Below are 23,048 nucleotides of genomic sequence, written 5' to 3'. Positions count from 1 at the left end.
ACCACCTATCACTGGATGCTTTCAGCTCGCTCGGCAGCTTGTCCAGATCCCTGTATTTCCTCGCTGTCTTTTCATCCATGCCAGCTTGCAATGCCGAGATTACAAGGCTTTTTCCCGCGCTTAAATTTTTCTTCAATTTCTTCACCTGATTGTCAGTGATCATCCAATGATCCTCCATATCACAACATTGGATAACCGGGTTTGCATTAAGCGGGAATTCTAATTGTCGTCAGGGGGGATTTATAACTGTCGTTGATCACCGGCGTAGTGTCATAAATGCCATTCGATGAATTGATGATCTTTTTCCATTTCAGAGTTCCATCAGCATTATTAGCATAAAGATATTGATTTGCCCCCCAGTATACAGTTCCGCCATTACTTACCACAGGGGCATACTTTGAAAATGGATCCTGTTCGTCTTCCTTGAAATATTTCCATTTTATGGTTCCATCTGAAGCTATGGCATAAAGGGTGCCTTTAGATGTGATGAGATACAGGGTTCCATCATTTGAAAGAGCCATACTTGTATTTATCTGATCATCAATCTCAACTTTCCATTTTGTCTTTCCTGAAACGGAAGCCGCACAGGCCTGATCAGACATTTGTGATTCGTTTCCGGCAGAGTCAAAGGCCATAATGGCATAGCAAACCTGCCCTTCCCCTGAAACACCGGTATCTGAAAATGAAGTGGATGTGACCGTCGCATGATGAGCACCGTTTTTGTATATTTTGTATCCTGCAACAGCGACATTGTCTGATGATGCGGACCATGAAAGGTCGTGCGAGGATGCTGAAGAAACCAGCCTCAGATTTGCAGGAACAGAAGGAGGCTGGACATCTCTTGCGGCAGGTGAGTCAACACAGCTTTCAACGCTTTTAGCTGATTCATTGCCAGAAGCGTCAAATGAGGAAACTGTATAGCAATACCTTGTTTCAGGTAAAACTGAGGAATCGCTTAAAGATGTATCTGTAGCTTCCGAAATTTTCACTCCGTTCCTGAACACCCTGTATCCTGCGACTGTCTTGTTATCGATAGATGCTGCCCAGGTAATCTTTACTCCGGAATCTGTAACAGAGGCAGAAACACCTGAAGGAACAGAAGGAGGCTCTGTATCAGGCTGAGGAGGAACATCGACGCAGGTTGACCGGCTCTGCTCCGACTCGTTTCCAGCTTCATCTATGGCTGAAACAGCATAGCAGTAATTTCCGGGATCAGGAATGGCGGTGTCAATGTATGAAGTCCCGCCGGATTCGGCCATCATGGAACCATTTCTGTAAATCCTGTATCTTGCGACTCCAGTATTGTCGGACGCCGCAGGCCAGCTTAAAGCAACTCTTCCGGGTGAAACCTCGGGCGCGCTTACATTTTCCGGCTTTGAAGGACTCTGGGTGTCCCTCTCATCTGGTTTGTCACCGCCGCCTCCGCTGCCGTTACAGGCAAAAACAGTTATGAGCATAAATAAAAGAAAAATGAACTTCATTAAGTGACTGTGTTTCACGACAGTCTCCCGAATCATATTAAAGTTAAGGTTTGAGTGCATATATTGCTTTTTCAGATCCGGTAATGATTGTTCCGTCAGCAGATACTGAAGCAATCGTTCTTGAAATACCTGTAAAAAATATCCAATCAGCAGCTCCATCCGGTTTGAAGGTTCTCAGGTATCCGCTATTAGAGTCTACCAACAAAAGCCCTCCGTTTTTCCCGACCGATAGAGATAAAGGAGGCACGCCAGCCGAGGGATATGCGCCTTTTGTTTCCCATATGATTGAGCCGTCAGGATTAAGCGCAGCAAGACTGTCTGATTTTGCGCCGATATACACAATTCCATCTGCACCTATGGCGATTGGAGGCTTGTAGCCCATAGAACTGTTGGTAAATTTGAGAGTGCCGCCCTTTGAAAATGAATAAAGCGTTTCTGTCATGCCAGGTGGAGGTGAAAACGATGATATGTATATGTTGCCGTCAGGACTTACTGCAATTTGTCTGTTAAGCATTTCAGCCTGCCCGAGATTACCTGCCTTCCATTTTTCAGTGCCATCAGATGCGATCGCCATCAAAAAGCCTGGTTCAATAAGATAAAGATTGCCCTCCATGTCGGTTTTGCCAGATCCATAAACAAGGCTTCCCGGCATATTTTTCTGCCATATTGTGCTTCCATCCTTGGTAAAAGCGTAGATGGAATCACAGTCAGAAACAAATACTGTTCCGTTTTCTGAACCCGCGATGAGAGATCCGCATCTTACAGATTTTTTCCATTTAAGAAGCCCGTCGGAATTTATTGAATAAAGATTTTCTGTTGTCAGTAAATAGATTGAGCCAGTGGGTGATATTAATAGAGAGCCATACTCATTTCCTTCTTCAGGAGTATAACGCCATTTTTCCCTTCCTTCCGGATCAATTGCATAGAGCCTGTTCTCGTCAGCGGCAAATACGGTTCCGTCTGCAACTACCCCAACATTTCCAACCACATATGATGAAGTTTCAAAATACCATTTTATTCTTTCGGCTGACGTGTTCAGGCACGCTTCGGTTCCCGGTGATTCGTTTCCCCTCATGTCCCGGGCTGACACCGAGTAGCAGTATTTTGAGTTTTCCGCGATATCATTATCGGTGAACTTCGTATCCTGGGTATAATCAATGAATCGACCGTTTCTGTAAACAAAATATCCTGTAACAGCCACATTATCAGTTGATGCTGTCCATTCCAGCTTTGCAGAATTTTTGGAAACGCTTACCGTTAATCCGGAAGGCTTTGATGGAGGTTCAGCATCAATTAGCACCTGACCATCAAAACAGGTTTCCGGGCTTTTCTCAGACTCGTTTCCTGCCTCGTCAAGCGCTGAAACCGAATAACAGTAACGCGCCGGATCTGTTACAGAAGAATCTATATATGAAGTATATAAAGTCAAAGTCGAGGTGATTTCTGCGATCAAGGAACCATTTCTGTAAATCCTGTATTTTGAAACTCCAACGTTGTCAGTAGAGGCAGGCCAGCTAAGAGACACCTTGTTTGAATATATGGCGGAATGATCCAAAGAAGAAGGTCTTGAAGGATTTTCAGTGTCCTTCGCTTCAGGGGGATTTTCGCCTCCGCTGCTGCTATTGCATCCAAACAAGATCAGCAGAAAAAATAGCAACGCCCACTTTTTGAAGAATGGTTCGATTTTCATTTTTCTCCGGTTATTCTAAATATCGTCAAGGCATCCGTCCGGTATTCTGATTGTCATGATGAATCTTTGGCCAGCCTCCTGAAGCAAGACCCATGCTGCTTGTCTGAATGGCGCATAGAAAACCTGTTTCTGTTGCGGAACTTCCTTGCGCTCCAAAATAAAGCGTGCCGTCGGAAGTAATGGCAAATGGATTAATAGAACCAGTCCCAGCCTTATACTTCCACTTCAGGGTTCCATCTGGTCTCAGGGCAAGAAGATTTCCTCCGGATGTTCCTGCATACAGAGTTCCGTCAGCACCTATGACTGTGGAGTTAAAAAAATTGGTTTCGCTATCATGGTATCTCCATTTGATCTGGCCAGCAGGGGAGATGGCATAAAAATAACCGCTGGTTCCGTTAGAATAAATGGTTCCATCCGAACCTATCACCGGGAAATCCATGGTTGTGTCATCTGGCTTGATTTTCCATTTCAGGGTTCCGTCGGAATTGATGGCCAGCAGACCGTTCTCATAATCCGTCGCGTAAACAGTTCCATCCGGCCCGATTGCAGGGGAATCGTTGTAATAAGCATAAATATCTGTCTGGTATTTCCATTTTACGCTTCCATCAGGGTTAAATGCATACATAAATCCGCTGTAACTTGGAGAATAAATAGTTCCGTCCGAAGCTATCGATGATGAACGGAATGAAACAAGATATCCGCCAGAATTGTCCTCCTCGTACTTCCATTTAAGAGATCCGTCAGGATTGACTGCCCAGAAGGCATTGTCGCCTGGCACATAAAGGATTCCATTACTTGAAATGGAAGGGCTGGCATATGCCGAAGGATCTTCATATCTCCATTTTTCATTCCCATTCGGATAAAAAGCAAGCATCTCACCAGTGTAAATACTTCCGTCTGATCCAATTGAAGATCTATATCCATCCACGCCGGTCGGATAACTCCATCTTACTGATCCGTCAGGATTAAGAGCAAAACGGCTATAGTCTGACCACACTATTATCGAGCTATCCTGCCCTATGGATGGAACCCCGTTAGTTCTGTACTTCCATTTCAGCACGCCTTCTGTTGGCTGGAGCGGAGTTGCGCATATTTCTGGGCTTTTTGCGGATTCGTTCCCGGCAGCATCCACAGCTGAAATCTGGTAACAGTATTTTGTTGAATAATTCAGGCCTGAATCGGTGAAATTCCGGCCTTTTAACCCGATATATTCCCCGTTTCTGAAAACCTTGTAGCCTGTTACGGGATTCAGGGAGTCTATAGATGCATCCCAGTCTATCTTGATCATCGATGACGCAGTTGCAGACGCTGTTACATTGACAGGATCGGAAGGAGGTACAGTGTCTGCCTTTTTTTCCATCAAACTGCAGGAATTTAAGTTGTCGCCAAGGGGTCTCGACCAGCTGCCGCTGGCCAGCCCAGGGCTATCGGACGAAATTGCGTAAATAAAGCCATCAAGTGATCCGACATATATTGTGCCGTCATTGGCTATGGCTGGAGAGCTATATGAAGCGCCGGTCTGACTTTTCCATTTCAGCGCGCCATCATTGCCGATGACATTCATATAACCATCTGTTGTCATTATATATACAGTCCCGTCTGCATCCACCGTTAGGGAGCGCATGATGTAATCATTTGCGTCACTTTTCCACTTTGGAGTTCCATCCTCATTCAGAGCACAGACAAGTACGTTTCCGCCATCAGTATGAGTGCAAGCATAAATGGTTCCGTCCGCACCGGTTACAGGGGTTCCAAAGATGCGATCCGTACTGTTCTGCCAAAGTTCTGTACCATCTGACTTGAGAGCATAAAAATTATTATACTCAGGAACGCCGTGCGCGTAATCATGATGAACAGACACAAGAACCGTTCCTTTGCTGCCTATGACAGGAGAGGAAGCATTCTGGTAAGTACCGGCTGTTCCATAAGATGATTGTTGCCATTTGGGAGTGCCATCAGGAAAGAAAGAGCGTAGGCCATAGCCATAACTCTGGGTATAAATTGACCCTCCCTGATCTATGGCAATGTTTGAGGCCTGGCCTGATACCTGCCATTTAAGTGTTCCATCCTGATTTATTGCATAAAGAGAATCTGATGCTACTGCATATATAGTTCCATCCGTGCTTGAGGCTATAAATCCTTGATAACTGTCATAAGAATTGATCCTTGATGTTTCGAATTTCCATTTAAGAGTTCCGTCAGTTTTTAAGACATAAAGAAATAATTCTGTTTTGAAGCAGATGGAGCCGTCATTAGTGACGACAGGAGGTGATGAAATTTCCACATCAGGCGAATACTTCCATTTCAGATTCCCATCGGGATTTATAGCATAGAGAAAGCTTCCGTCCGAGGCATAAACAGTTCCATCTCCAGCCATGGCCAGATCACTCTTTATATGAGATTCTAACCTGAAGCGCCATTTCACCCTGCCATTTGAAGTGTCAACGCAGGTTGATACGCTACTGGCAGATTCATTTCCAGACGAATCAAGGGCTGAAACGGTATAGCAATATTGTTTTGCAGTTGTAATGTCTGAGTCCGTGTACGAGGTTGTGGATGAAGAAGCAAGGTAGACTCCGTTTCTGTATATTTTATAACCTGTGACTGCTGTATCGCCTGTGGACGCTGCCCATGAGATCTGAACCACAGAATCAGAATTAAATGCAGACAGGTTAGCAGGAACAGAAGGGGCATCCGTATCCCTTCCGTCCTGAGCCCCACTTCCTCCGCTGCTGTTACATCCAAATATAAAAAGAACGACAAAAAGCAGAAACAGCTTTTCACAACATATCCTGAGCTTCATGTATAACCTCTTGATTATTAGTATTAAATCCATTGGCGTGTTGAAATGGCGGGAAAATATACCACTATGCAAATGCTAAAAACAATAATAATCAACAGTAAAAGACAAAAACAACTTTATGGCAATGATAAAAAAAGACATAACCTATACGAATTAGGCCTTAATACGACTTTGATCGCCGTTAAAAAACGGAGTTATGCCCAGGAACGCTCTTTGTCATATACATGGGGCGTGGGAAGGGGGATACGAATGGATTCTCCGGAAGCTGTGTCGAATATGCAAAAGCTGATTTCTTCTTTTTTGCCCATCATCTCGCCGGGATTTAGAAGAAGACAGGTTCCGATCTTTTTTTCATAAAACCTGTGTGTATGGCCAAAACAGACAAGATCATACAGCCCTGATGCCGCAAGATCTTCTGCTGTTTCCATGAAATGGGTGGCGGCAATCCTGCATATATCAAGTTTAAATCTTGCGACATCTGAATGAAAAATAAAAGGAACACCGCATTCCGAAGCATTTTTTACAAGTTTAACCCTGTCTCCGTCGTTGTTTCCGAATACGCCGAAGACCGGCAGCCCGAGAGAGGCAATCTCTTCCACCATGAAAGGAGAGACAAAATCGCCGCAGTGGATTATGGCCTCTGCGCCGTGTTTTCTGATTTCAGCAAATGCAAATCTCAGATTTGCTATGTGGTCATGGGTGTCGCTCATGATGGCAATTTTCATATTTCCAGCCTTGAAAAATGAGAAATATTCTTGATTTAGTATTGCCAGCCGGAGCTCAAATGCTTACTGAACCCCGGCGTTTTAGTTCATCAAAACCCAAAAGTTTTTTGCGAAGCTTTTTTACAAAAAAGTGACTTTTAGGAGCTTTTCAAAGTTCCATGCAAAGACATTTTGCTTGAGATTACTGCCTGTTATTATGAGTCCATTCAAATATTGTCGAATTGTTTTCAGTTTTTTTCCTGATCAGACCTTTATCCATCATCATATCAATGATTGAGGATGTATATTCGGATGTTTCCGCTGTCTCTGCCGAAATTTCAGAAATCATCATTTTATAAGCCTCGTCTGTTTCTCCTGTCTGATTCCCATGTTTTTCGAGAAGATCATCCGACAGTACCTTGAAGATAAACTCCATTTTTCTGTAGCCTTCTATCTGGAGAATCTCTTCCGGAAGTGCTTCGCCTTTTTCGTGCCTTGCCTTGAGCTTGTCCCAGTCAGCCCTTATTTCCTTGTATGATTCTTCGACAAAGGCTTCCATCTGCTCTGGCTTAAGCATAGATGTCTGGACAATCGGGCTGTCCGCGTCGTATCTGCTCCAGTCATCAGTCAGAATTTCAAGATCGTATTCAGAAAGATCCTCACGCACTGTCGTTCCAGGAAACGGGCATAGAAAATGGTAGCCATATTCAATACCGAGTTCCTGCTGGAATTTTCTTGTCTCTTCGAGGGTTTCAAGGCTTTCTCCTGGAAGACCGACCATGAAAGAGGCGTGGGATCTCATACCTGTTTTCTTGCACGCTTCCACAGCTTTTCTGGCCTGATCAAGAGTTATTCCTTTTCTGACCCTTTTGAGCATTTCCTGGGAGCCTGACTCGATTCCGAAGCTGACTGCAATACATCCGGCAGCCTTCATTATTTCAAGAAGTTCTTCATCAATGGTGTTTACCCTTGAAAAAATACACCATGCGAATTTAAGATTTCTTTCTGTTATCACCTTGCAGAATTCTTTTACTCTTTCCTTGCTGGCAGTGAAAAGGTCGTCTGCAATATTTATCATCTCAAAACCGTATGACATGATTTCTTCTATTTCATCAGCCACAAGTTCCGGGGATCTGTGCCTTACCTTGAAACCCACCATTTTTCTGCCAAGACAGAATATGCATTTATTGGGACATCCACGGCTCGTGATAATACTGACAGGAAAGCCAAGAGCCTGATATCTGGACAGAGGAAGAAGATGTCTTGCAGGAAGCGGAAGTGTGTCAAGATTTTCAATAAGCGGCCTTGATCCGGTGAAAAAAACCTCCCCATCTTCCATGAAGGCTATTCCCCGGATATTTTTCCACTCGTTTCTGTCTTTAATTACAGGAATAAGCTCTTTAAGGGTTTCCTCTCCTTCTCCGATCACGATGAGGTCGAGTTCAGGATATTTTTCAAGGGTGTTTTTAACATCAAACGAAACGTGCGGCCCGCCCATAAAGGTTATGATTTCGGGATTAACCTTTTTCGCATCCTGAATTATTGTAACAGCCGGAAGAAAACTCATGGTGACGGAAGTTGCGCCTAAGACATCAGGCATGAATTCCTGCATCTCTGATTTCAATTTTTCAAAGGAATATTTTCTGACTATGTAGTCGAATATTTTCGCTTCTGCTCCGGCCGCCTCACATGCCGCTGCCACATAACATAGGCCGAGCGGAGGAGATGGCGCTTCCTTGAGTGGATAGGTGGGCGCTGCAAGTGCTATTTTCATTTTACTTCAAATCTTCCATTTCTGTGTACAGGAGTAAAAAATATAACGTCATTGGCGGTCTCAGGATCTGCGTGTATTTCGTTTAGCCAGTCAACCACGAGCTGCTCCACGTCATAATCCGATGGTTCCTCGGATATCAGGCCTTCGAAGTAGTCGAAAAGCATGAGCTGGCCTTCCGTCATCTCAAGCCACAAAAAATTCATGTCCCCATGACCAACAAGGATAACAGTGTCCCCGTCCCTGTTTTCCTCAAAATATTCCGATACTTTTTTTGCCATGACTTCCCCTTTCAAATCTTCAGGCCAAGCTTTAGATATTTATCAAGCAATATTCCAATATGCACGATACTGCTATCAGATTTACAGGCTTGCCGCAACGGTAAGAATTGGTTTCAGTATCCCATGTTTCCTTGCTTTAAAAACCCAATAATCTGCTCAAGGCCTTATTTCGAATTTCATATTCTATATTATTTATCAATTCATGTTTTACCCTCACACGCTTCTAATTGCTCATATTGGCAATCCGTGTGAGCGTTTGTCCGTTTCAACACACCATCCATGACTAATTTATCAAAAAGCACCGCTGCGCCCCCCCCCTTATTTATCGACACAGCTAAGCGTATGTTATAATTCCTCTTTGAGGTTTGCATCATAATATATTACATTTTAGCATAATTTCCGTGCCTTAAGTAGCATGGCAATTTGGTTCTACAAGGTAGCATATGGATCAATAATCGTGACCAAAGCAATTCTGTAGCGTTTCTGATCACCCTTAATATGAGTTAACAAAAAAGAATGTAATGAAAATCATGGTTTACAAATTTCTCAATAGGGTTAAATCAATATACAAGTCAGTGTAATTGGCCATCTGCGGACGCATTTTCCCATTAAGGATAACAAGCTCAGAGAGGCGATATGGAAGCACAAGACAACCAATTCAGGAGCGAAGATGTCCTATCCGAGATCAAGCGGTCTTTTAGATCCCGGAAGATAGTTGATGTAGAAGAAGAACAGGTTAAAATGGTTATCTTCAAGGCTGGCGGTCAGGATTACGCCTTATACGGAAGCAATGTACTGGAGATTCTCTCAGGAAGGGAGATATTTCCAGTCCCATTTCTGCCGAATTATATTCCGGGACTTATAAATGTCAGGGGAGACATAGAGGCAGCCATTGACATCAGTCTTTTCCTTGGCGGCCAGAGTACAAAACATGGCAAAGGAATGATAGTAATGATTCAGCATGAATCATTCCGGTCAGGAGTAATGGTGGACAGTGTCGAGGATGTTCTTGATGTACCAGTAGGCAGCATCAAACCCACGCTTCCAACCTTGACAGGAGTTCTTCGTGATTTGGTTACCGGATCCGTCGAATTACCTGATCAGACCGTGCCCATTCTGGATATCAAAAAACTGTCATCTATGGCTACTCCATGAACGCTAATGGATTAGCTGAGACTCAGTCCAGGACAATAACCCTGCTGCTTTTTTCAGCCGGTGGCATATATTTCGGTGCTCCTGCCGAGCAGATAAGCAAGACCGTTAAAACCACGGTACAAAACGTAGATACGCTTCGGAATTTGCCATGGGAGATCTCCCCTGAAAAGGATGAGCAGGTATCCCTCATAGTCCATACTTCAGATGACGAAGAATTCAGGGTTTCCATAGATGACATCGAAGAAATTGCTGCTGTTGGTTTAAATGAAATTTCCCCTTTCCCGGCCTTTATAGAACCATTTCTTCTTTCAAAAGGCATCTGGGGTGTTTTATCCCGAAACGGACGATTGTTTTTTATGGTAAATTTTGACAGAATTTCAATCAATAATTTGATTGCGTCACAATGAAGGCCGCATATCCAAGGAGACATAAATGAAAATAACATTGCGCAACAAAGTGCTTGGGCTCATCACTGTATCGGTGGTTATGACGGCTCTGATAGTCACTGCGATTTCAGCCGTGGATACAATCCGCAAAGGAATAGAACGAGCTGATTCATACAAGGAAACCCTTCTTTCAGAAAGGGAAACCCAGATCAAGGGTTACGTTGAGATTGCCGCAAATCTTATTTCCACACTTCCCGAAGATGAAGCAAAGAAAGCCATAGAGGTCATGCGCTACGGCGATAAAGGCTACTTATGGATTCATGATTATAATAATGTCATGATCTACCATCCTGATCCGGCCCTTAACGGCAAGGATCTAAGCAATCTCAAGGACCCCAAGGGACTGAATATAATCGGTGAGCTCACAAAAATCTGCCGTGAAAAGGGTGAAGGCTTCCTGAAACATTCATGGAAGATTCCGGGGCAGGAGATTATGCGGCCCAAGATTACCTTCGCAAAGGCTATACCTCGTTACAGCTGGATCGTTTCGACAGGACTCTATGTCGACGACATAGACGAGGCGGTTGCAAGTAGAAAGGCCAGAATCAACAAAGATGTCATCTCCACCATCATTCTTGAACTTTGTATAACCCTTGCCGTGGCCTTATTCTTCATGTCAGGCACAGCCTATTTACTCAACCGCTTCATATCTCGCCCTATTTCTGCTATGACCAGGGCCATGAAGGCCTTTGATAACGATCTTAGAATCTCTGTGCCAGTGACATCAAATGATGAGATTGGCGAACTTGCAGCCTGGTTCAATGAACTGATAGACAAGCTTCACCACAGCATAATCATGGTTTCAGAAGTAACAAATGCCTTGAACGTCGATGCAGGTACAATTTCCTCAAACATGCACCATCAGTCCAGCTTCGCGGCCCAGTTAGCGAGTTCAGTGGCTGAGATTACTTCGAGCATGGAAGAGTTGTCATCCTCTGCAAGCCAGATAGCGCAGCATAGCCAGAGCGTGGTTTCACGTGCAGATCAGACACTCGCGGACACCAGAAATGGCGCATCCGAGGTTGAACACCTGACAGAAAAAATCGACCTCATCAATCAAGGAATGCAGTCCAATCTGGCCGAAATAGTCTCACTTGGGCGCAAATCAAAAGAGATCACCAAGGTCATGGAAATCATCAACAACATAGCCAACCAGACCAAATTGATTGCTTTTAACGCGGCCCTGGAAGCAGCCAGCGCAGGTGAAGTGGGGAAACGCTTCGGAGTGGTGGCAGTGGAAATTCGCAGGCTGGCAGACAGCGTTGTTGCCTCCACTATGGAAATAGAAGGCAAGATCACCGAAATTCTTGATTCTGTGAACAGACTGGTAATGTCATCTGAAAAGACATCTGTCATGATGAGGGAAGGACAGGAATCCTCAAAACAGACCGTATCCATGCTGATGAATATGGTGAACGGTGTGGAGGAAGCCACTGATTCGGCCAGACAGATTTCCCTCTCCACCCAGCAACAGCAGATAGCCAGCAGCCAGGTGCTGATCGCCATCAAGGATATAGATCAGGGAGTAAGACATTCCACCACATCGGCCAGGGAATCGAGTATCGTGGCAGGCGAACTTGCCAAAATGGCAGGCAGACTCAAGACCCTCGTCAATACATTCAAGATAGACGAGTCCAGACAAAGCAGCCATAGCCAGCAGGAAAAAGAATAATGAGAAGGTCCGGCAAGATTATACGGGTGCTGATCGTTGATGACAGCCAACTGGCGAGGAAGATACTGATAGATATTCTTTCTTCGGACCCGGATCTGCGCGTCATAGGTGAAGCCAAAGACGGCCTCGAGGCCGTTGACAAGGCCAATAGTTTAAAACCGGACATTGTGACAATGGACATAGACATGCCTGTATTGAACGGGCTTGAGGCAATCGAGAGAATAATGGGTCAGTGTCCTATGCCTATTCTGGCTGTTACGGCCCTCTCCGGAGTGCGCATGGCCTTTAAGGCAGTAACAAAAGGAGCATTGGATATTCTGGATAAATCGGATATCACTCTGGATGATGGAGCCACGCTGATCAGAAAGATCAAAATACTTGCAGGCGTGGATGTAGCGGTACACCATATTTCCATGCTTAAAAAAGGTAAAATCAAAACGCCGGAGCCAGCAAAAATCATGACTCTGCAAAAGCAGGACTCTCAGTTCAGGAGCATAGTGGCAATTGCCGCGTCCACCGGAGGCCCCCAGGCCATAAGCGCAATTCTTTCACAGCTTCCGGCCTCATTCCCGACCCCCATAGTCATAGCCCAGCATGTTGCAGCAGGATTCACAGAAGGAATAACAGAATGGCTCAATACCTGCACGGCCCTGACCGTTATGCCTGCTATTGATGGAGATAGAATCATGCCGGGTCATGTTTATCTTAACCCTTCGGAATTCTCGATGAGAATCAACAGCCAGGGCTTAATATGCCTTTCCAAAGAAACGTCAAATCAGATGTACCACCCTTCATGCGATACTCTTCTTTGTTCCGTGGCCGAAGCATTCGGAAAAAACTCAGTGGGAGTCATACTGAGCGGTATGGGCAGTGACGGAGTTTCCGGGATAAATTCGATAAAAACAGTGGGTGGCGCGACCCTTGCGCAGGATGAACAAAGTTCGGTTGTCTTCGGAATGAACGGAATAGCCATCAAGCAAGGCGCGGTAGAGAATGTGCTGTCCCTTAATGAAATTCCAGGTGTTCTGATAAGGCTTGTGGGTCTTAACAATGGTGAGCTAAAGTGAACGCCAATCCAGAGATAAGCGATATTCAATTAGAACCTTTCAAGGCCCTTCTCCTTGAAATATGCGGGTTTTCCTTTGATAGCGGCCGTGGTCAATCCCTGCACACAGCGCTGATCAATCGCATGGCTTATCGCAGAATGGATTCCCTCATGGACTATATTGCCCTTCTCAAACGGAATCCTGACGAGATGCACAGTCTGGTGGAGCTTCTGACTGTAAACGAAACCTATTTTTTCAGGGAATCAGAATATCTCAGCCTGATGATGAAGCGCCTGGTTCCGGAAATTATGAACGACAGCCCAAATGCCCAGATAAAAATTGTGAGCGCTGGCTGTTCAACAGGAGAAGAGCCATATTCCATAGCCATGCTGCTGAATGATATCCTTGGATCTGAAAGCATGCAGCGTTTTAACATTGTTGGAGTCGATATAGATGGGTCCGTCATATCTAAAGCCATAAAAGGCATATACGGCAAATATTCCTTCAGAGGCATGGATCATATATATCTTGAACGATATTTCGAGGAGGCTGAAGCAGGAACATTCCGTGTAAAAAAACAAATAATGAACCAGGTTACGTTTCAGACGGCCAATCTGCGCAGCAGTATCTATCCGGCGGTCATGCAGAACTCGGACATCATATTTTACAGGAACGTGTCCATATATTTTCCAGCCCAGGTGCAGGAGGAAATCTTCGCCCGCCTTGCCGACTGTCTCAACACAGGTGGTTATTTGATAGTAAGCGCGACAGAAACCATGCACCATGACTTAGGAATACTCGCCCTGGTTGAGATGAACGGCCTCTTTGTCTACCGTAAACTGCCCGGCACTCTTTCAAGAGACCGCAGACACCATAGAAGAAAAGAACCTGAGGCGGTTCGTCCTTTAATAACTAAGAATACAAGGCAGCCAGAGCAATTAAAAAAACCTGAAAAGCCAGATAAGCATTTTGAAAAGATTAATATCAAAAGCCTTTTTGATGACGCCCTGGAACACGCCCAGGCAGAGAGACCGGATCTGGCATTGTCGGTGCTTGATAAGATTATCAGTCAGGACCAAGGCTTTGTAAACGCCCATGCATTAAGGGCCAGCCTGCTTATTGACGCCCATCGTCTCGATGAGGCGCAAAGCGCGTGCAATGAAGCCCTCAAGCATGATCTTCTTTGCCTTTCAGCCTGCCTTATGCTTGGAATCATAGCTCATCAGACAGGAAAGAACGAAGCAGGGCTAAAGCATTTCAGGAAAGCAGTTTATCTTGACTCCTTATGCTGGCCCGCGCATTTTTATCTGGCGGGAATAACCCATCTCATGGGTGAAAACAAAAGGGCAATTGCAGGATACCAGACTGCCCTCGAAATACTGAGCAATGGAGCTATATCTGAACTAGGCACAAAATATTTTCCATTGACTTTCAATGCTCAACAATTTTTGGTTGTATGTCGACATAAAATCGGCATTTTGAAAAAGACCTGACAGGACAGGAATCGGACAAGACCATGGCCATTGACCGCTCCAAATTTTTGGCAAGATTTGTGGATGAAGCAAGAGTGCATTGCGCCAGGCTCACCGAAGGCCTGCTTGTCCTTGAAAAATCGCCCCTGGATAGCGACACCGTAAATTCTCTATTCCGTTCTGCCCATACCATAAAGGGTTCGGCGCGGATGATGAAGCTTTCAGGCATAGGCGAACTGGCCCATGGAATGGAGGATTTGCTTGATGCTGTAAGAGGTGGCAGGGTAAGTTTGACAACAGGATCATTTGAACTGCTTTTGAAATGTGTAGACTCTATTGCTGCCATGCTCGACCAGATCAATACTGGCCATGAATCGCCTGCGGCACCGGCGGATCTATGCTATGAACTGAAAAAAAAAGCCATATGTGATCCTGATTATTCTGGTACAGAGCCTGTGACTTCTGTCGCAGAACAAATAGATGAAAAAACCGATGAAACAGATCAGGAAAAACAGGTGGTTAATCATTCCACCAGGCCCGGCAGCGGCCAGACTGAGTATCTTAGGGTCAATGCAGGCAAACTGGACGAACTGATCCGCTTGATGGGGGAGATTATCTCGGATCACAATCGTTTCAGGATGGATATTCAAAACGTACAAGATACTTTTAGGATAACAGCCCAAGATATTGACTCAGCCCTGGCAATACTGGATCATGATATACAGGAATCGGAAAATCCCAGGCGAATCGTTGAAAACTATGAAACTGCTCAAAACAATCTGCGCCAGGCAATCCAGATCATTGGCGACGGAGTGAGAATGCAGGAGCATCTGTTTGGAGAGCTTCGGGATGCGACTCTGGAACTCCGCATGATTGCTTTATCAACGGTCTTCGAACCATTGACCCGGAACGTCAGGGATCTGGCCAGGGATTTTGACAAGGAAGTCGATTTTATCATTACTGGCGGTGACACCGAACTTGACAGAAAAATATGTGAACGCATAGGTGATTCTCTCCTGCACATGATTCGCAATGCTCTGGATCATGGCCTTGAACCCCCGGTGGAAAGGATCAGGTCAGGCAAATCTCCCAAAGGAAGAATAGAGCTGACCGCATTCTATCATGGAGGAGGCGTAACCATAGCACTCCACGACGACGGCAGAGGGCTTGATCAGGAAAAGATCCGTAACAAAGCCCTTTCGAGGCATCTTTTCGATGCGGCAACCCTTGAACACATGTCGAGGGCTGAGATAAATAACCTTATTTTTCTGCCTGGTTTCAGCACAAGCCCGATCATAACCGATCTGTCAGGCCGGGGAGTGGGCATGGATGTTGTCCGCCAGAATATAGTGAATGAACTCAAAGGATCTGTTACCATAGAGACTCAGCAGGGAAAAGGAACCTCATTTTTTTTGCACCTGCCCCTGAATCTCGCTGTTTGTCCCCTCTTCATTGTTCAGGCAGCAGGCATGGCAATGGCTCTACCGGAAACATCCATCGTCGAAATGCTCACAGTTTCACAAGACGACATCATTGAAATAGTCGGCAAACAGGCCTTTCGCCTGCGCGAACAGATCATACCCGTGGAAAGACTGGCCGGAATCCTGAAACTTGAAGGAGACAGCTTAGTGTTAAAAAATGCTACTCTTATGGTGGTCAGGGATGGAGAAAACAAGTTTGGGCTTCTTGTGGATGAAATTCTGGGAAGAGAGGAAATGGTTGTCAAGCCCTTGCCAGAGTATCTCAAGCAGCTGCGTATTGTCACAGGAGGCACAATAGGTCAGGGAAACAGCATAATAAATGTACTCCACGTCCCCGAACTAATGCGGCTTGCCGGAGAGTCGACCGCCCCTGTTTCCGAAGGTGCGGCCAAGACTGAAGGTTCCTTGATCCTTGTTGTGGATGATTCCATAAATACCAGAGAGATAGAAAAAAGCATTCTCGAAGCTTACGGCTACACAGTCGAGACAGCAGATGACGGTCAGGAGGCCCTGGAAAAGACTCGCAACACCATCTATGACCTGATTATCACCGATGTGGAGATGCCTCGGCTTGACGGGTTTTCCCTCACCGAAAAACTGCGCAGCGATCCTCGCTATCTGAGTGTACCGATAATCATCGTAACCTCTCTGGAAAAGGATATTGACAAAAAGAGAGGAATTATGGCAGGCGCAGATGCATATATAGTCAAAAAAGCCTTTGACCAGTCCAATCTTTTGGACACGATCAGAAATCTCATAGGCGGATAAGGGGAATGAAACATATGAATTCATATTGCATTTTTCAAAACAATTCTGATTTTTAGATATAGGATGCATCTTGCATATTTTGCATGCTCAAAATACAAATGATTTTTCTAAAGAGATGGTCAGGAATCCGATGAAAGAAGCAGAAAACAGAATAATTGTGGTTGATGATGATTCATTCGCTGCAGAGCTTATAGGAATGGCCCTCGAATCAGCCGGTTTTGAAGTCATTATGGCGGATGGTGGTATTGATGCCCTGGAAAAAATATCGGTCGATCCATCGATTAAAATCATCGTTTCTGACATGAATATGCCATTAATCAACGGCGCTGAACTTTTTGAGGAACTGAGGCAAAACGGCTTTAATCAGCCCTTTTTGCTGCTCACAGGTGAAGACCCCGAAGCTTTACTCTCTGATCATCCTTATATAGACGCTATTCTCGCCAAGGACGAAAATATGCAGGAAGCCCTGCCCAGTTTGATTAAGGCGCTTATTTCAAAAGCAGAGGCAAAGGAGACTAAATGAAACCTTCAGCCACAGAACGCCTGCGGAATCTGAAAAAGGCATTCATAAATCAGCTCCCTGCGCAGATAAATAAAATAAGAGAGGCCCTGGAGGCACATGACATCACTGCCAACGATAAATTAGAAGACCTTCACCGCCAAATCCATACGCTTAAAGGCACTGCAGCTTCATTTGGCCTGAAAAATTTGAGCATTGAGGCAGACAAAGGCGAGCAACTGGTGAAGACAGCGCTAAAAGACACTTTTTCGCCATCTGATCAATGGCCAAGGCAGATGCAAGAACATCTTGCAATTATAGAACGCGAGATTTCCTGTATCTCGGCAGATGAACCGGAATGCGTAGAAAATTTAAGTCTTGCCCTGGCTCCGGCCAAAATTCTTTTGGACAGGGAAGTAATCGTATACCTGTGCGAAGATGATCCTATCCAGTGTTCCAATCTGGCTACCCAGATAGGCTGTTTCGGTTTCAAGGTCAAATCTTTCGTAGATCTGGAAAAATTCCGTAAGGCAGCATGTACCGAGCCTCCTGATGCCATTGTCATGGATATGGTTCACCATGATCTTGAGACTGGAGGTGCTGATGTCATAAAACATATAATGGCAGGACGAAAAGAGGCTATACCTGTTGTCTTTATCTCTGCCTATAGTCATCTTGCCGCACGCATAGCGGCTGTGCGAGCAGGAGCCAGCGCATATTTCGTAAAACCTGCCAACCCTTCGATCTTATGTTCTACGCTGCATGATTTGACCACAAGAGAGGAACCAGAGCCTAACCGCATAATGATCGTGGATGATGATCCGTATCTGTCTGAAATGTATTCGTCCATACTCAGGGAAGTCGGCATGGAGACCCGCACTCTTAATGATCCGATGCAGGCCCTGTCATTACTTTCGGAGTTCAAACCAGACCTGATCCTTATGGACATGTATATGGCCGGATGCAACGGAATGGAACTTGCCAAGGCTATCCGCCAGATGGAAACTTATATAAGCATTCCGATAGTATTTCTTTCCAGCGAGACAGACATTGATCTTCATTTCGATGCAAGAAAAATGGGCGGGGACGAGTTTCTGGTCAAGCCCATAAAGCCCCATCATCTGATCTCAGCAGTGTCTGTCCGGGCAGAAAGGATGAAGCTTCTCCGTTCCTACATGGTCAAAGACAGCATGACAGGCCTATATAACCACAGCACCATCAAGGAATATCTGTCCATGCATGCAGAACGGGCAAGGCAACATAATGAAAATATCTGTTTTGCCATGATAGACATAGATCATTTCAAAAAAGTCAATGACACATACGGACATCCCGTGGGAGACCAGGTTCTAGTTACCCTGGCCCGCATGCTGAAACAGCGGCTTCGCAAGACAGACATAATCGGTCGTTATGGCGGGGAGGAATTTGCCGTGATTCTGCCAGGATGCCCAATTAATGAAGCTGCAAGTATACTCGATCAGCTCAGGAAGAATTTCGCCTCAATTTGTTTTACTGTAGGACAGACCACCTTCTCATCGACTTTCAGTTGCGGAGTAGCATCACTTTCTTCATATCCGGAGATTGAACAACTATGCAATGCAGCTGATGAGGCTCTTTATTCTGCCAAACATTGCGGAAGAGACCGCATTGCTACTGCCCCCAGCCAAGTGTAGTTTATAACCCTTGGCCGATTTATGATGATCAGCAATGACTTCTTTCCCTGAAAAATCAAAAACCCCTTGCCTTATAAGGTCATCCTGTGTTTTCTGAATCAAATTTGATTTTACAGGAGATTCAAAATGGCCCTCGATCAAAGCCAGATTACAAAGTTCATGAACCAGGCTGATATGCTGGCGAACAAGGTGAAAAAGCGTTTCAAGCACATAGGCAAGCGCTATGCAAAGCAGAATATTGAGGTTTTCAGGCTTTATGACTGGGATATTCCCGAGATCCGCGCTGTGGTCGACTGGTATGCAGGCCATCTTGTCATTGGTGAATACACAAGACTCCAGACAGTGCCTGAATGGCTGCCCATAATGGCTGAAGCTGTGGCAGAGGCGCTTGAGGTTCCCCTTGATTTTGTCCACCTGAAAGAAAGAAAAGCAGGAAAACAGGGCGGCCAGAGATACCAGCGCCTGAATTTCACAAACAGAAAAATCATTGTGTCTGAAAGGGATTTGAAATTCTATGTAAATCCCTATGATTATGTGGATACAGGACTTTTTTCCGATCACAGAAACACAAGGCAGATGGTTCGTGAAATGGCTGCTGGCAAGGATTTTCTGAATCTTTACTGCTACACTGGCACATTTTCATGCTATGCGGCAAAAGGCGGAGCACGCACAACCGTATCAGTTGACAGGGCAGAAACAGCCATAAACTGGTGCAGGGATAATTTCGAGCTGAATGAAATTCCTGAGAGGGGAAATCTGCTTGTCCAGGCCCATACCATTGATTTTCTCAGAAGGGCAAAGCACGAGAAAGCGAAATTCGATCTTGCTGTTGTCGATCCTCCATCATATTCGACCATCGTATCCAGAAACTATGAATTCGATATTTCAAAGGATCATCCTGGGCTTTTAAGGGAAGTGGTTGCCCTAATGCGCAGGGGATCGACCATATTCTTTTCTACTAATCACCAGAACTTCGAACTTTCCATAGGTGATCTGGAAATAAGCGATGTTGATGAAATAACCTCCAAAACAATCCCTGAGGATTATATAACTCCGAGAAAAATGATTCACAGGTGCTGGAAAATCAAGGTGTAGAGTTTGGTCTGCGCTTCTTTATGTAGCGGTACTTCTGTATTGCTTCAAAAGCAGATATCCAGCCCAGATCAAAGAAAGGATTATAAGAAATTTGCCGGTATTAAGGGATAAAAGGGCTATGGCATGGTCATATCTTATCAGGCCTGATTCCTTGAGTATGAATTCCCAGTCATGAAATCCATATGGCGAATCCATGCCTGTGTTGCCTCCGAGCAGAGGCATGGAAAGACTTCTTGAATCATTTATATATGGGGATATATCAATAAAATTCTGGCCTAACCACCAGAGGCAGAATGAAGCCGCAAAAGTGTCTCTTGTCTTTATGATGAATGTTCCCATACAGATCAGGGGCATGAGGAGCTGTCCGAGAGTGCCTCCCAAAGACGTTACAAATCTCCCGAACAACCTGAAAAAAATATGTCCTGCCTCGTGGAACGGAAGGTTTACGAGGTGCCAGAATGTATTCATCAAATATTCATCTGTTAATGATGAAAATATGAATCTGATTCCCAAAAAGATCATAAACAGAAAGAATACAGCCCTGATAATAAGAAATGTATGATCTGGCTCTTGTTTGACGTAAAAAAGAAGCTCTCTTGCAATATCAAAATAATTTACAGGCTCATTTTCCTCTTCAACGTCCATTGAAGTATCAGATTCTTTCCTTAACGAGGCCTTCAGGTATTTTTCAAATATTATTCCGCAGCTGATACATTCAGATGCTTCTTGGGTTCTGGCTGCTCCGCATTTCGGGCATTTCATTTCCATGGAATCATCCTGTCTGAATGTGAAAAATATAGAAAAAATTACTTTCACTTTACTGAAAGGTATTTGTCAGATCAAGATTTTAACTGCAATGTCAATTCTAATTCAAGAACGAGCAAAGATTAAATCTTGTGTCAGATATGTAAAAATAATAGATGGTTATTGTAAAATAAACACAGATCGCTTATTAGATGGTCATTAAAAAAACGGATTTGTTAACACAAGTATTAAAGATTTATGATTATGTTTTTTCTCCAAAGGAGACGCCCATGAAAGTCAAAACCCAGGAACTTTTCAATTTTTATTCTCATCTTGCAGGAATGATAGCTGCCGCAGTTGGCACTGTTTATCTGGCTAAAGTAGCGAGCTATTCAGCATCAGGCTTGGTAACCGCACTTATTTATGGAATTTCTGTAGTTTTCCTTTTCTGTGCAAGTTCGCTGTATCATGCATTTAAAAAAGAGGATAATGAAGTCTCTTTCTGGAGAAAAATGGATCGTATTGCAATTTTTTTTATGATTGCAGGTACTTATACGCCTGTTTGCTATTTTTGCATGGATGGGGCTTATAAATGGTCGATGATTGGCCTTCAGTGGGGTCTTGTGGGCTTTGGCGTTATTTCCCAGCTTTTTTTTCCAAGGGCGCCGAGGAAGCTTTACGCAGCCATCTATCTGGCAATGGGCTGGTCAGCTCTTTTCACCATCAATCAGATGCTTGAAAAAATGTCCGTAACCCAGGAAATTCTTCTGTTTACTGGCGGCGCTGCTTTTACGCTTGGTGGCATTATTTACGCCATCAAAAAACCAAGAATTATTCCTGGTATTTTCAGCTTCCATGAACTCTTTCATGTAATGGTTCTGATCGGCGGAGTTCTCCACTACGCAATGATTTACAGGGTATATTTTGAGCTTGGCGCATAAAATGAGCATAGCTTATACGGGTTCAGACCTCTCTCAGACAACAGCAACTCTGCTGGAGTCTGAGTTGGCTCTGTTTGAAAAAGAATATAAAAAGAATTTTACTCCTGCTGAAAGCAAGCCCAAATCCATCGGGACTCCATATTTTCTGCACTCGCCTCTATCAGAAACAGGAGTTCTTCTGATCCACGGACTCATGGCCGCTCCTGAGGAAGTAAGGGAATGGGCGGTTTTTTTTCATAAAAAAGGCCTGACAGTATATGCGCCAAGGCTTTCAGGCCACGGAACATCCTCTGCCGATCTTTCTGTTCGCACATATAAAGACTGGATTGATTCTGTCGACCGGGGTCACGCAATCCTTAGAACATGCTGTAAAAAGATTGTTGTGGCAGGTTTTTCAACAGGAGCAGGGCTTGCCCTGCAATCCGTAATCCTGAAGCCGGACGCTTTCGAGGCAGTGATCGCAGTCAGCGCTCCATTCAAATTCAAGAGCTTTTCATCCAATTTTGCTGAAATTCTGAACGGCTTTAATCAGCTATGCGAGTCCATCAACATGGCCAAGCATGCAAAAAAATTTGTAACAAATCACGCCGACAATCCACATATAAACTATCTCAGATGTCCGGTCAGTGCCTTTGTTCAGGTTAAGAGCCTGATGCGAAAAGTCCGCAGATCTTTAAAAAACATCCGGATTCCGGCTCTTGTAATACAGGCAAAGGAAGATCCAAAAGTCGCACCTGAAAGCGGACCTGCCATATTCAAGCTGCTTGGCTCTGACAAAAAACATTTTTCATGGATTGATCATAATCTGCATGGAATTGTTCGCGGAGACATTGGCAACGAGGTTTTCAAAGAAGTGGAATCATTTCTTGAGGCTTGCTGTCTCGTTGATACCTTGAACTGATATTCCTGAAATTCTTTGCTCCGGCTGGCTGAATACCTTATAAGAAAGAGTTCTTCAAAAAATCCATCTTTGTCACTTAAGGGAAAAAATGCCAGATACAATCTATCGTCGTCTTGCCCATCATATGGACAGCCTTCCGGGTGGTTTTCCTGAAACTCCTGAAGGCATTGAAATCCGGATTCTTAAACTTCTCTTTTCTCCTGACGAGGCTTTATACCAAATCTATTTCAAAAGTGCATTAATTATCCATGGCCACGCAACAATAGATCTGACTTTTTGCTGGTCAAGCTCCATTGAAAGCAATGATGATTCCAAGTGTTTTTCAAGAGAAAAAATGCTGTCAAAAACCTTGTTATGGAAATATTTTTCACGAAGCTCATCCCAAAGATGCTCAACGGGATTAAGTTCTGGTGAATATGGAGGCA

General features: G+C 44.5%; 19 protein-coding genes. 11 read left to right on the top strand and 8 right to left on the bottom strand.

Features of this window, described 5'->3' with window-relative positions; genetic code table 11:
• Nucleotides 1-206: 206 nt before the first annotated feature.
• From K245_RS0117005 to K245_RS0116980, 6 genes are all read right to left on the bottom strand, one after another.
• Nucleotides 207-1,499: a fibronectin type III domain-containing protein gene (locus tag K245_RS0117005; protein WP_198013915.1), complete on the bottom strand. Its 1,293-nt coding sequence runs from the start codon at nucleotides 1,497-1,499 to the stop codon at nucleotides 207-209.
• Between the two features lie 25 nt (nucleotides 1,500-1,524).
• Complete coding sequence (locus K245_RS0117000) at nucleotides 1,525-3,171, bottom strand: PQQ-binding-like beta-propeller repeat protein (protein WP_027360197.1); 1,647 nt, start codon at nucleotides 3,169-3,171, stop codon at nucleotides 1,525-1,527.
• 25 nt (nucleotides 3,172-3,196) lie between these two features.
• A complete protein-coding gene (locus K245_RS0116995) occupies nucleotides 3,197-5,974 on the bottom strand; it encodes an outer membrane protein assembly factor BamB family protein (protein WP_027360196.1) in 2,778 nt (925 codons plus the stop codon).
• 194 nt (nucleotides 5,975-6,168) lie between these two features.
• Nucleotides 6,169-6,699, bottom strand: coding sequence for a metallophosphoesterase (locus K245_RS25045; protein WP_051284278.1), 531 nt, complete (start codon nucleotides 6,697-6,699; stop codon nucleotides 6,169-6,171).
• A 181-nt stretch (nucleotides 6,700-6,880) separates the two neighbouring features.
• Nucleotides 6,881-8,452 (bottom strand): B12-binding domain-containing radical SAM protein, encoded by a 1,572-nt coding sequence (locus K245_RS25040; protein WP_051284276.1) that lies wholly within the window; start codon nucleotides 8,450-8,452, stop codon nucleotides 6,881-6,883.
• Nucleotides 8,449-8,730, bottom strand: a complete 282-nt coding sequence (locus tag K245_RS0116980; protein WP_027360195.1) for a hypothetical protein — start codon at nucleotides 8,728-8,730, stop codon at nucleotides 8,449-8,451. Before K245_RS0116980 ends, K245_RS25040 begins: the two co-directional genes overlap by 4 nt.
• A 636-nt stretch (nucleotides 8,731-9,366) precedes the next feature.
• Here K245_RS0116980 and K245_RS0116970 point away from each other — a divergent pair.
• The 9 genes from K245_RS0116970 to K245_RS0116930 all read left to right on the top strand — a co-directional run bounded on the left by K245_RS0116970 (nucleotide 9,367) and on the right by K245_RS0116930 (nucleotide 20,037).
• On the top strand, nucleotides 9,367-9,885 hold the full coding sequence (locus K245_RS0116970; RefSeq protein WP_027360194.1) for a chemotaxis protein CheW: 519 nt from the start codon (nucleotides 9,367-9,369) through the stop codon (nucleotides 9,883-9,885).
• On the top strand, nucleotides 9,882-10,292 hold the full coding sequence (locus tag K245_RS0116965; protein ID WP_027360193.1) for a hypothetical protein: 411 nt from the start codon (nucleotides 9,882-9,884) through the stop codon (nucleotides 10,290-10,292). Before K245_RS0116970 ends, K245_RS0116965 begins: the two co-directional genes overlap by 4 nt.
• A 25-nt stretch (nucleotides 10,293-10,317) precedes the next feature.
• Nucleotides 10,318-12,003 (top strand): methyl-accepting chemotaxis protein, encoded by a 1,686-nt coding sequence (locus tag K245_RS25035; protein ID WP_051284274.1) that lies wholly within the window; start codon nucleotides 10,318-10,320, stop codon nucleotides 12,001-12,003.
• Nucleotides 12,003-13,070 carry a chemotaxis-specific protein-glutamate methyltransferase CheB gene (gene cheB, locus K245_RS0116955; RefSeq protein ID WP_027360192.1) on the top strand — a complete coding sequence of 356 codons (1,068 nt, stop codon included), beginning with the start codon at nucleotides 12,003-12,005 and terminating at the stop codon, nucleotides 13,068-13,070. The genes K245_RS25035 and cheB overlap by 1 nt, the downstream gene beginning before the upstream one ends.
• The gene (locus tag K245_RS0116950; protein WP_027360191.1) at nucleotides 13,067-14,542 is read left to right on the top strand and encodes a CheR family methyltransferase; all 1,476 of its coding nucleotides are present in this window, start codon (nucleotides 13,067-13,069) and stop codon (nucleotides 14,540-14,542) included. The genes cheB and K245_RS0116950 overlap by 4 nt, the downstream gene beginning before the upstream one ends.
• Before the next feature lie 23 nt (nucleotides 14,543-14,565).
• Entirely contained in the window at nucleotides 14,566-16,770 is a 2,205-nt protein-coding gene (locus tag K245_RS0116945; protein ID WP_027360190.1) for a hybrid sensor histidine kinase/response regulator, read from the top strand.
• Nucleotides 16,771-16,900: 130 nt separating this feature from the next.
• Nucleotides 16,901-17,293, top strand: a complete 393-nt coding sequence (locus tag K245_RS0116940; RefSeq protein WP_027360189.1) for a response regulator — start codon at nucleotides 16,901-16,903, stop codon at nucleotides 17,291-17,293.
• Nucleotides 17,290-18,942, top strand: a complete 1,653-nt coding sequence (locus tag K245_RS0116935) for a diguanylate cyclase (protein WP_027360188.1) — start codon at nucleotides 17,290-17,292, stop codon at nucleotides 18,940-18,942. The genes K245_RS0116940 and K245_RS0116935 overlap by 4 nt, the downstream gene beginning before the upstream one ends.
• Nucleotides 18,943-19,068: 126 nt before the next feature.
• Complete coding sequence (locus K245_RS0116930) at nucleotides 19,069-20,037, top strand: class I SAM-dependent methyltransferase (protein WP_027360187.1); 969 nt, start codon at nucleotides 19,069-19,071, stop codon at nucleotides 20,035-20,037.
• An 18-nt stretch (nucleotides 20,038-20,055) separates the two neighbouring features.
• Here the strand turns inward: K245_RS0116930 and K245_RS0116925 are convergent, their stop codons facing one another.
• Entirely contained in the window at nucleotides 20,056-20,805 is a 750-nt protein-coding gene (locus K245_RS0116925; RefSeq protein WP_232223846.1) for a zinc ribbon domain-containing protein, read from the bottom strand.
• A 266-nt stretch (nucleotides 20,806-21,071) separates the two neighbouring features.
• Here K245_RS0116925 and trhA point away from each other — a divergent pair, with 266 nt between their 5' ends.
• Together trhA and K245_RS0116915 are read left to right on the top strand one after the other, a co-directional pair.
• Entirely contained in the window at nucleotides 21,072-21,722 is a 651-nt protein-coding gene (trhA, locus tag K245_RS0116920) for a PAQR family membrane homeostasis protein TrhA (RefSeq protein WP_027360185.1), read from the top strand.
• Between the two features lies 1 nt (nucleotide 21,723).
• On the top strand, nucleotides 21,724-22,623 hold the full coding sequence (locus K245_RS0116915) for an alpha/beta hydrolase (protein WP_027360184.1): 900 nt from the start codon (nucleotides 21,724-21,726) through the stop codon (nucleotides 22,621-22,623).
• A 222-nt stretch (nucleotides 22,624-22,845) separates the two neighbouring features.
• Here K245_RS0116915 and K245_RS28605 read toward each other — a convergent pair.
• A partial coding sequence (locus K245_RS28605) for a transposase (RefSeq protein ID WP_198013914.1) occupies nucleotides 22,846-23,048 on the bottom strand: 203 nt, incomplete at its 5' end.

This window comes from Desulforegula conservatrix Mb1Pa (assembly GCF_000426225.1).
GTDB classification, from domain to species: Bacteria; Desulfobacterota; Desulfobacteria; order Desulfobacterales; family Desulforegulaceae; genus Desulforegula; species Desulforegula conservatrix.
The sequence above is the reverse complement of the archived record's forward strand: the minus strand, read 5'-3'. Positions and strand labels throughout refer to the sequence as shown.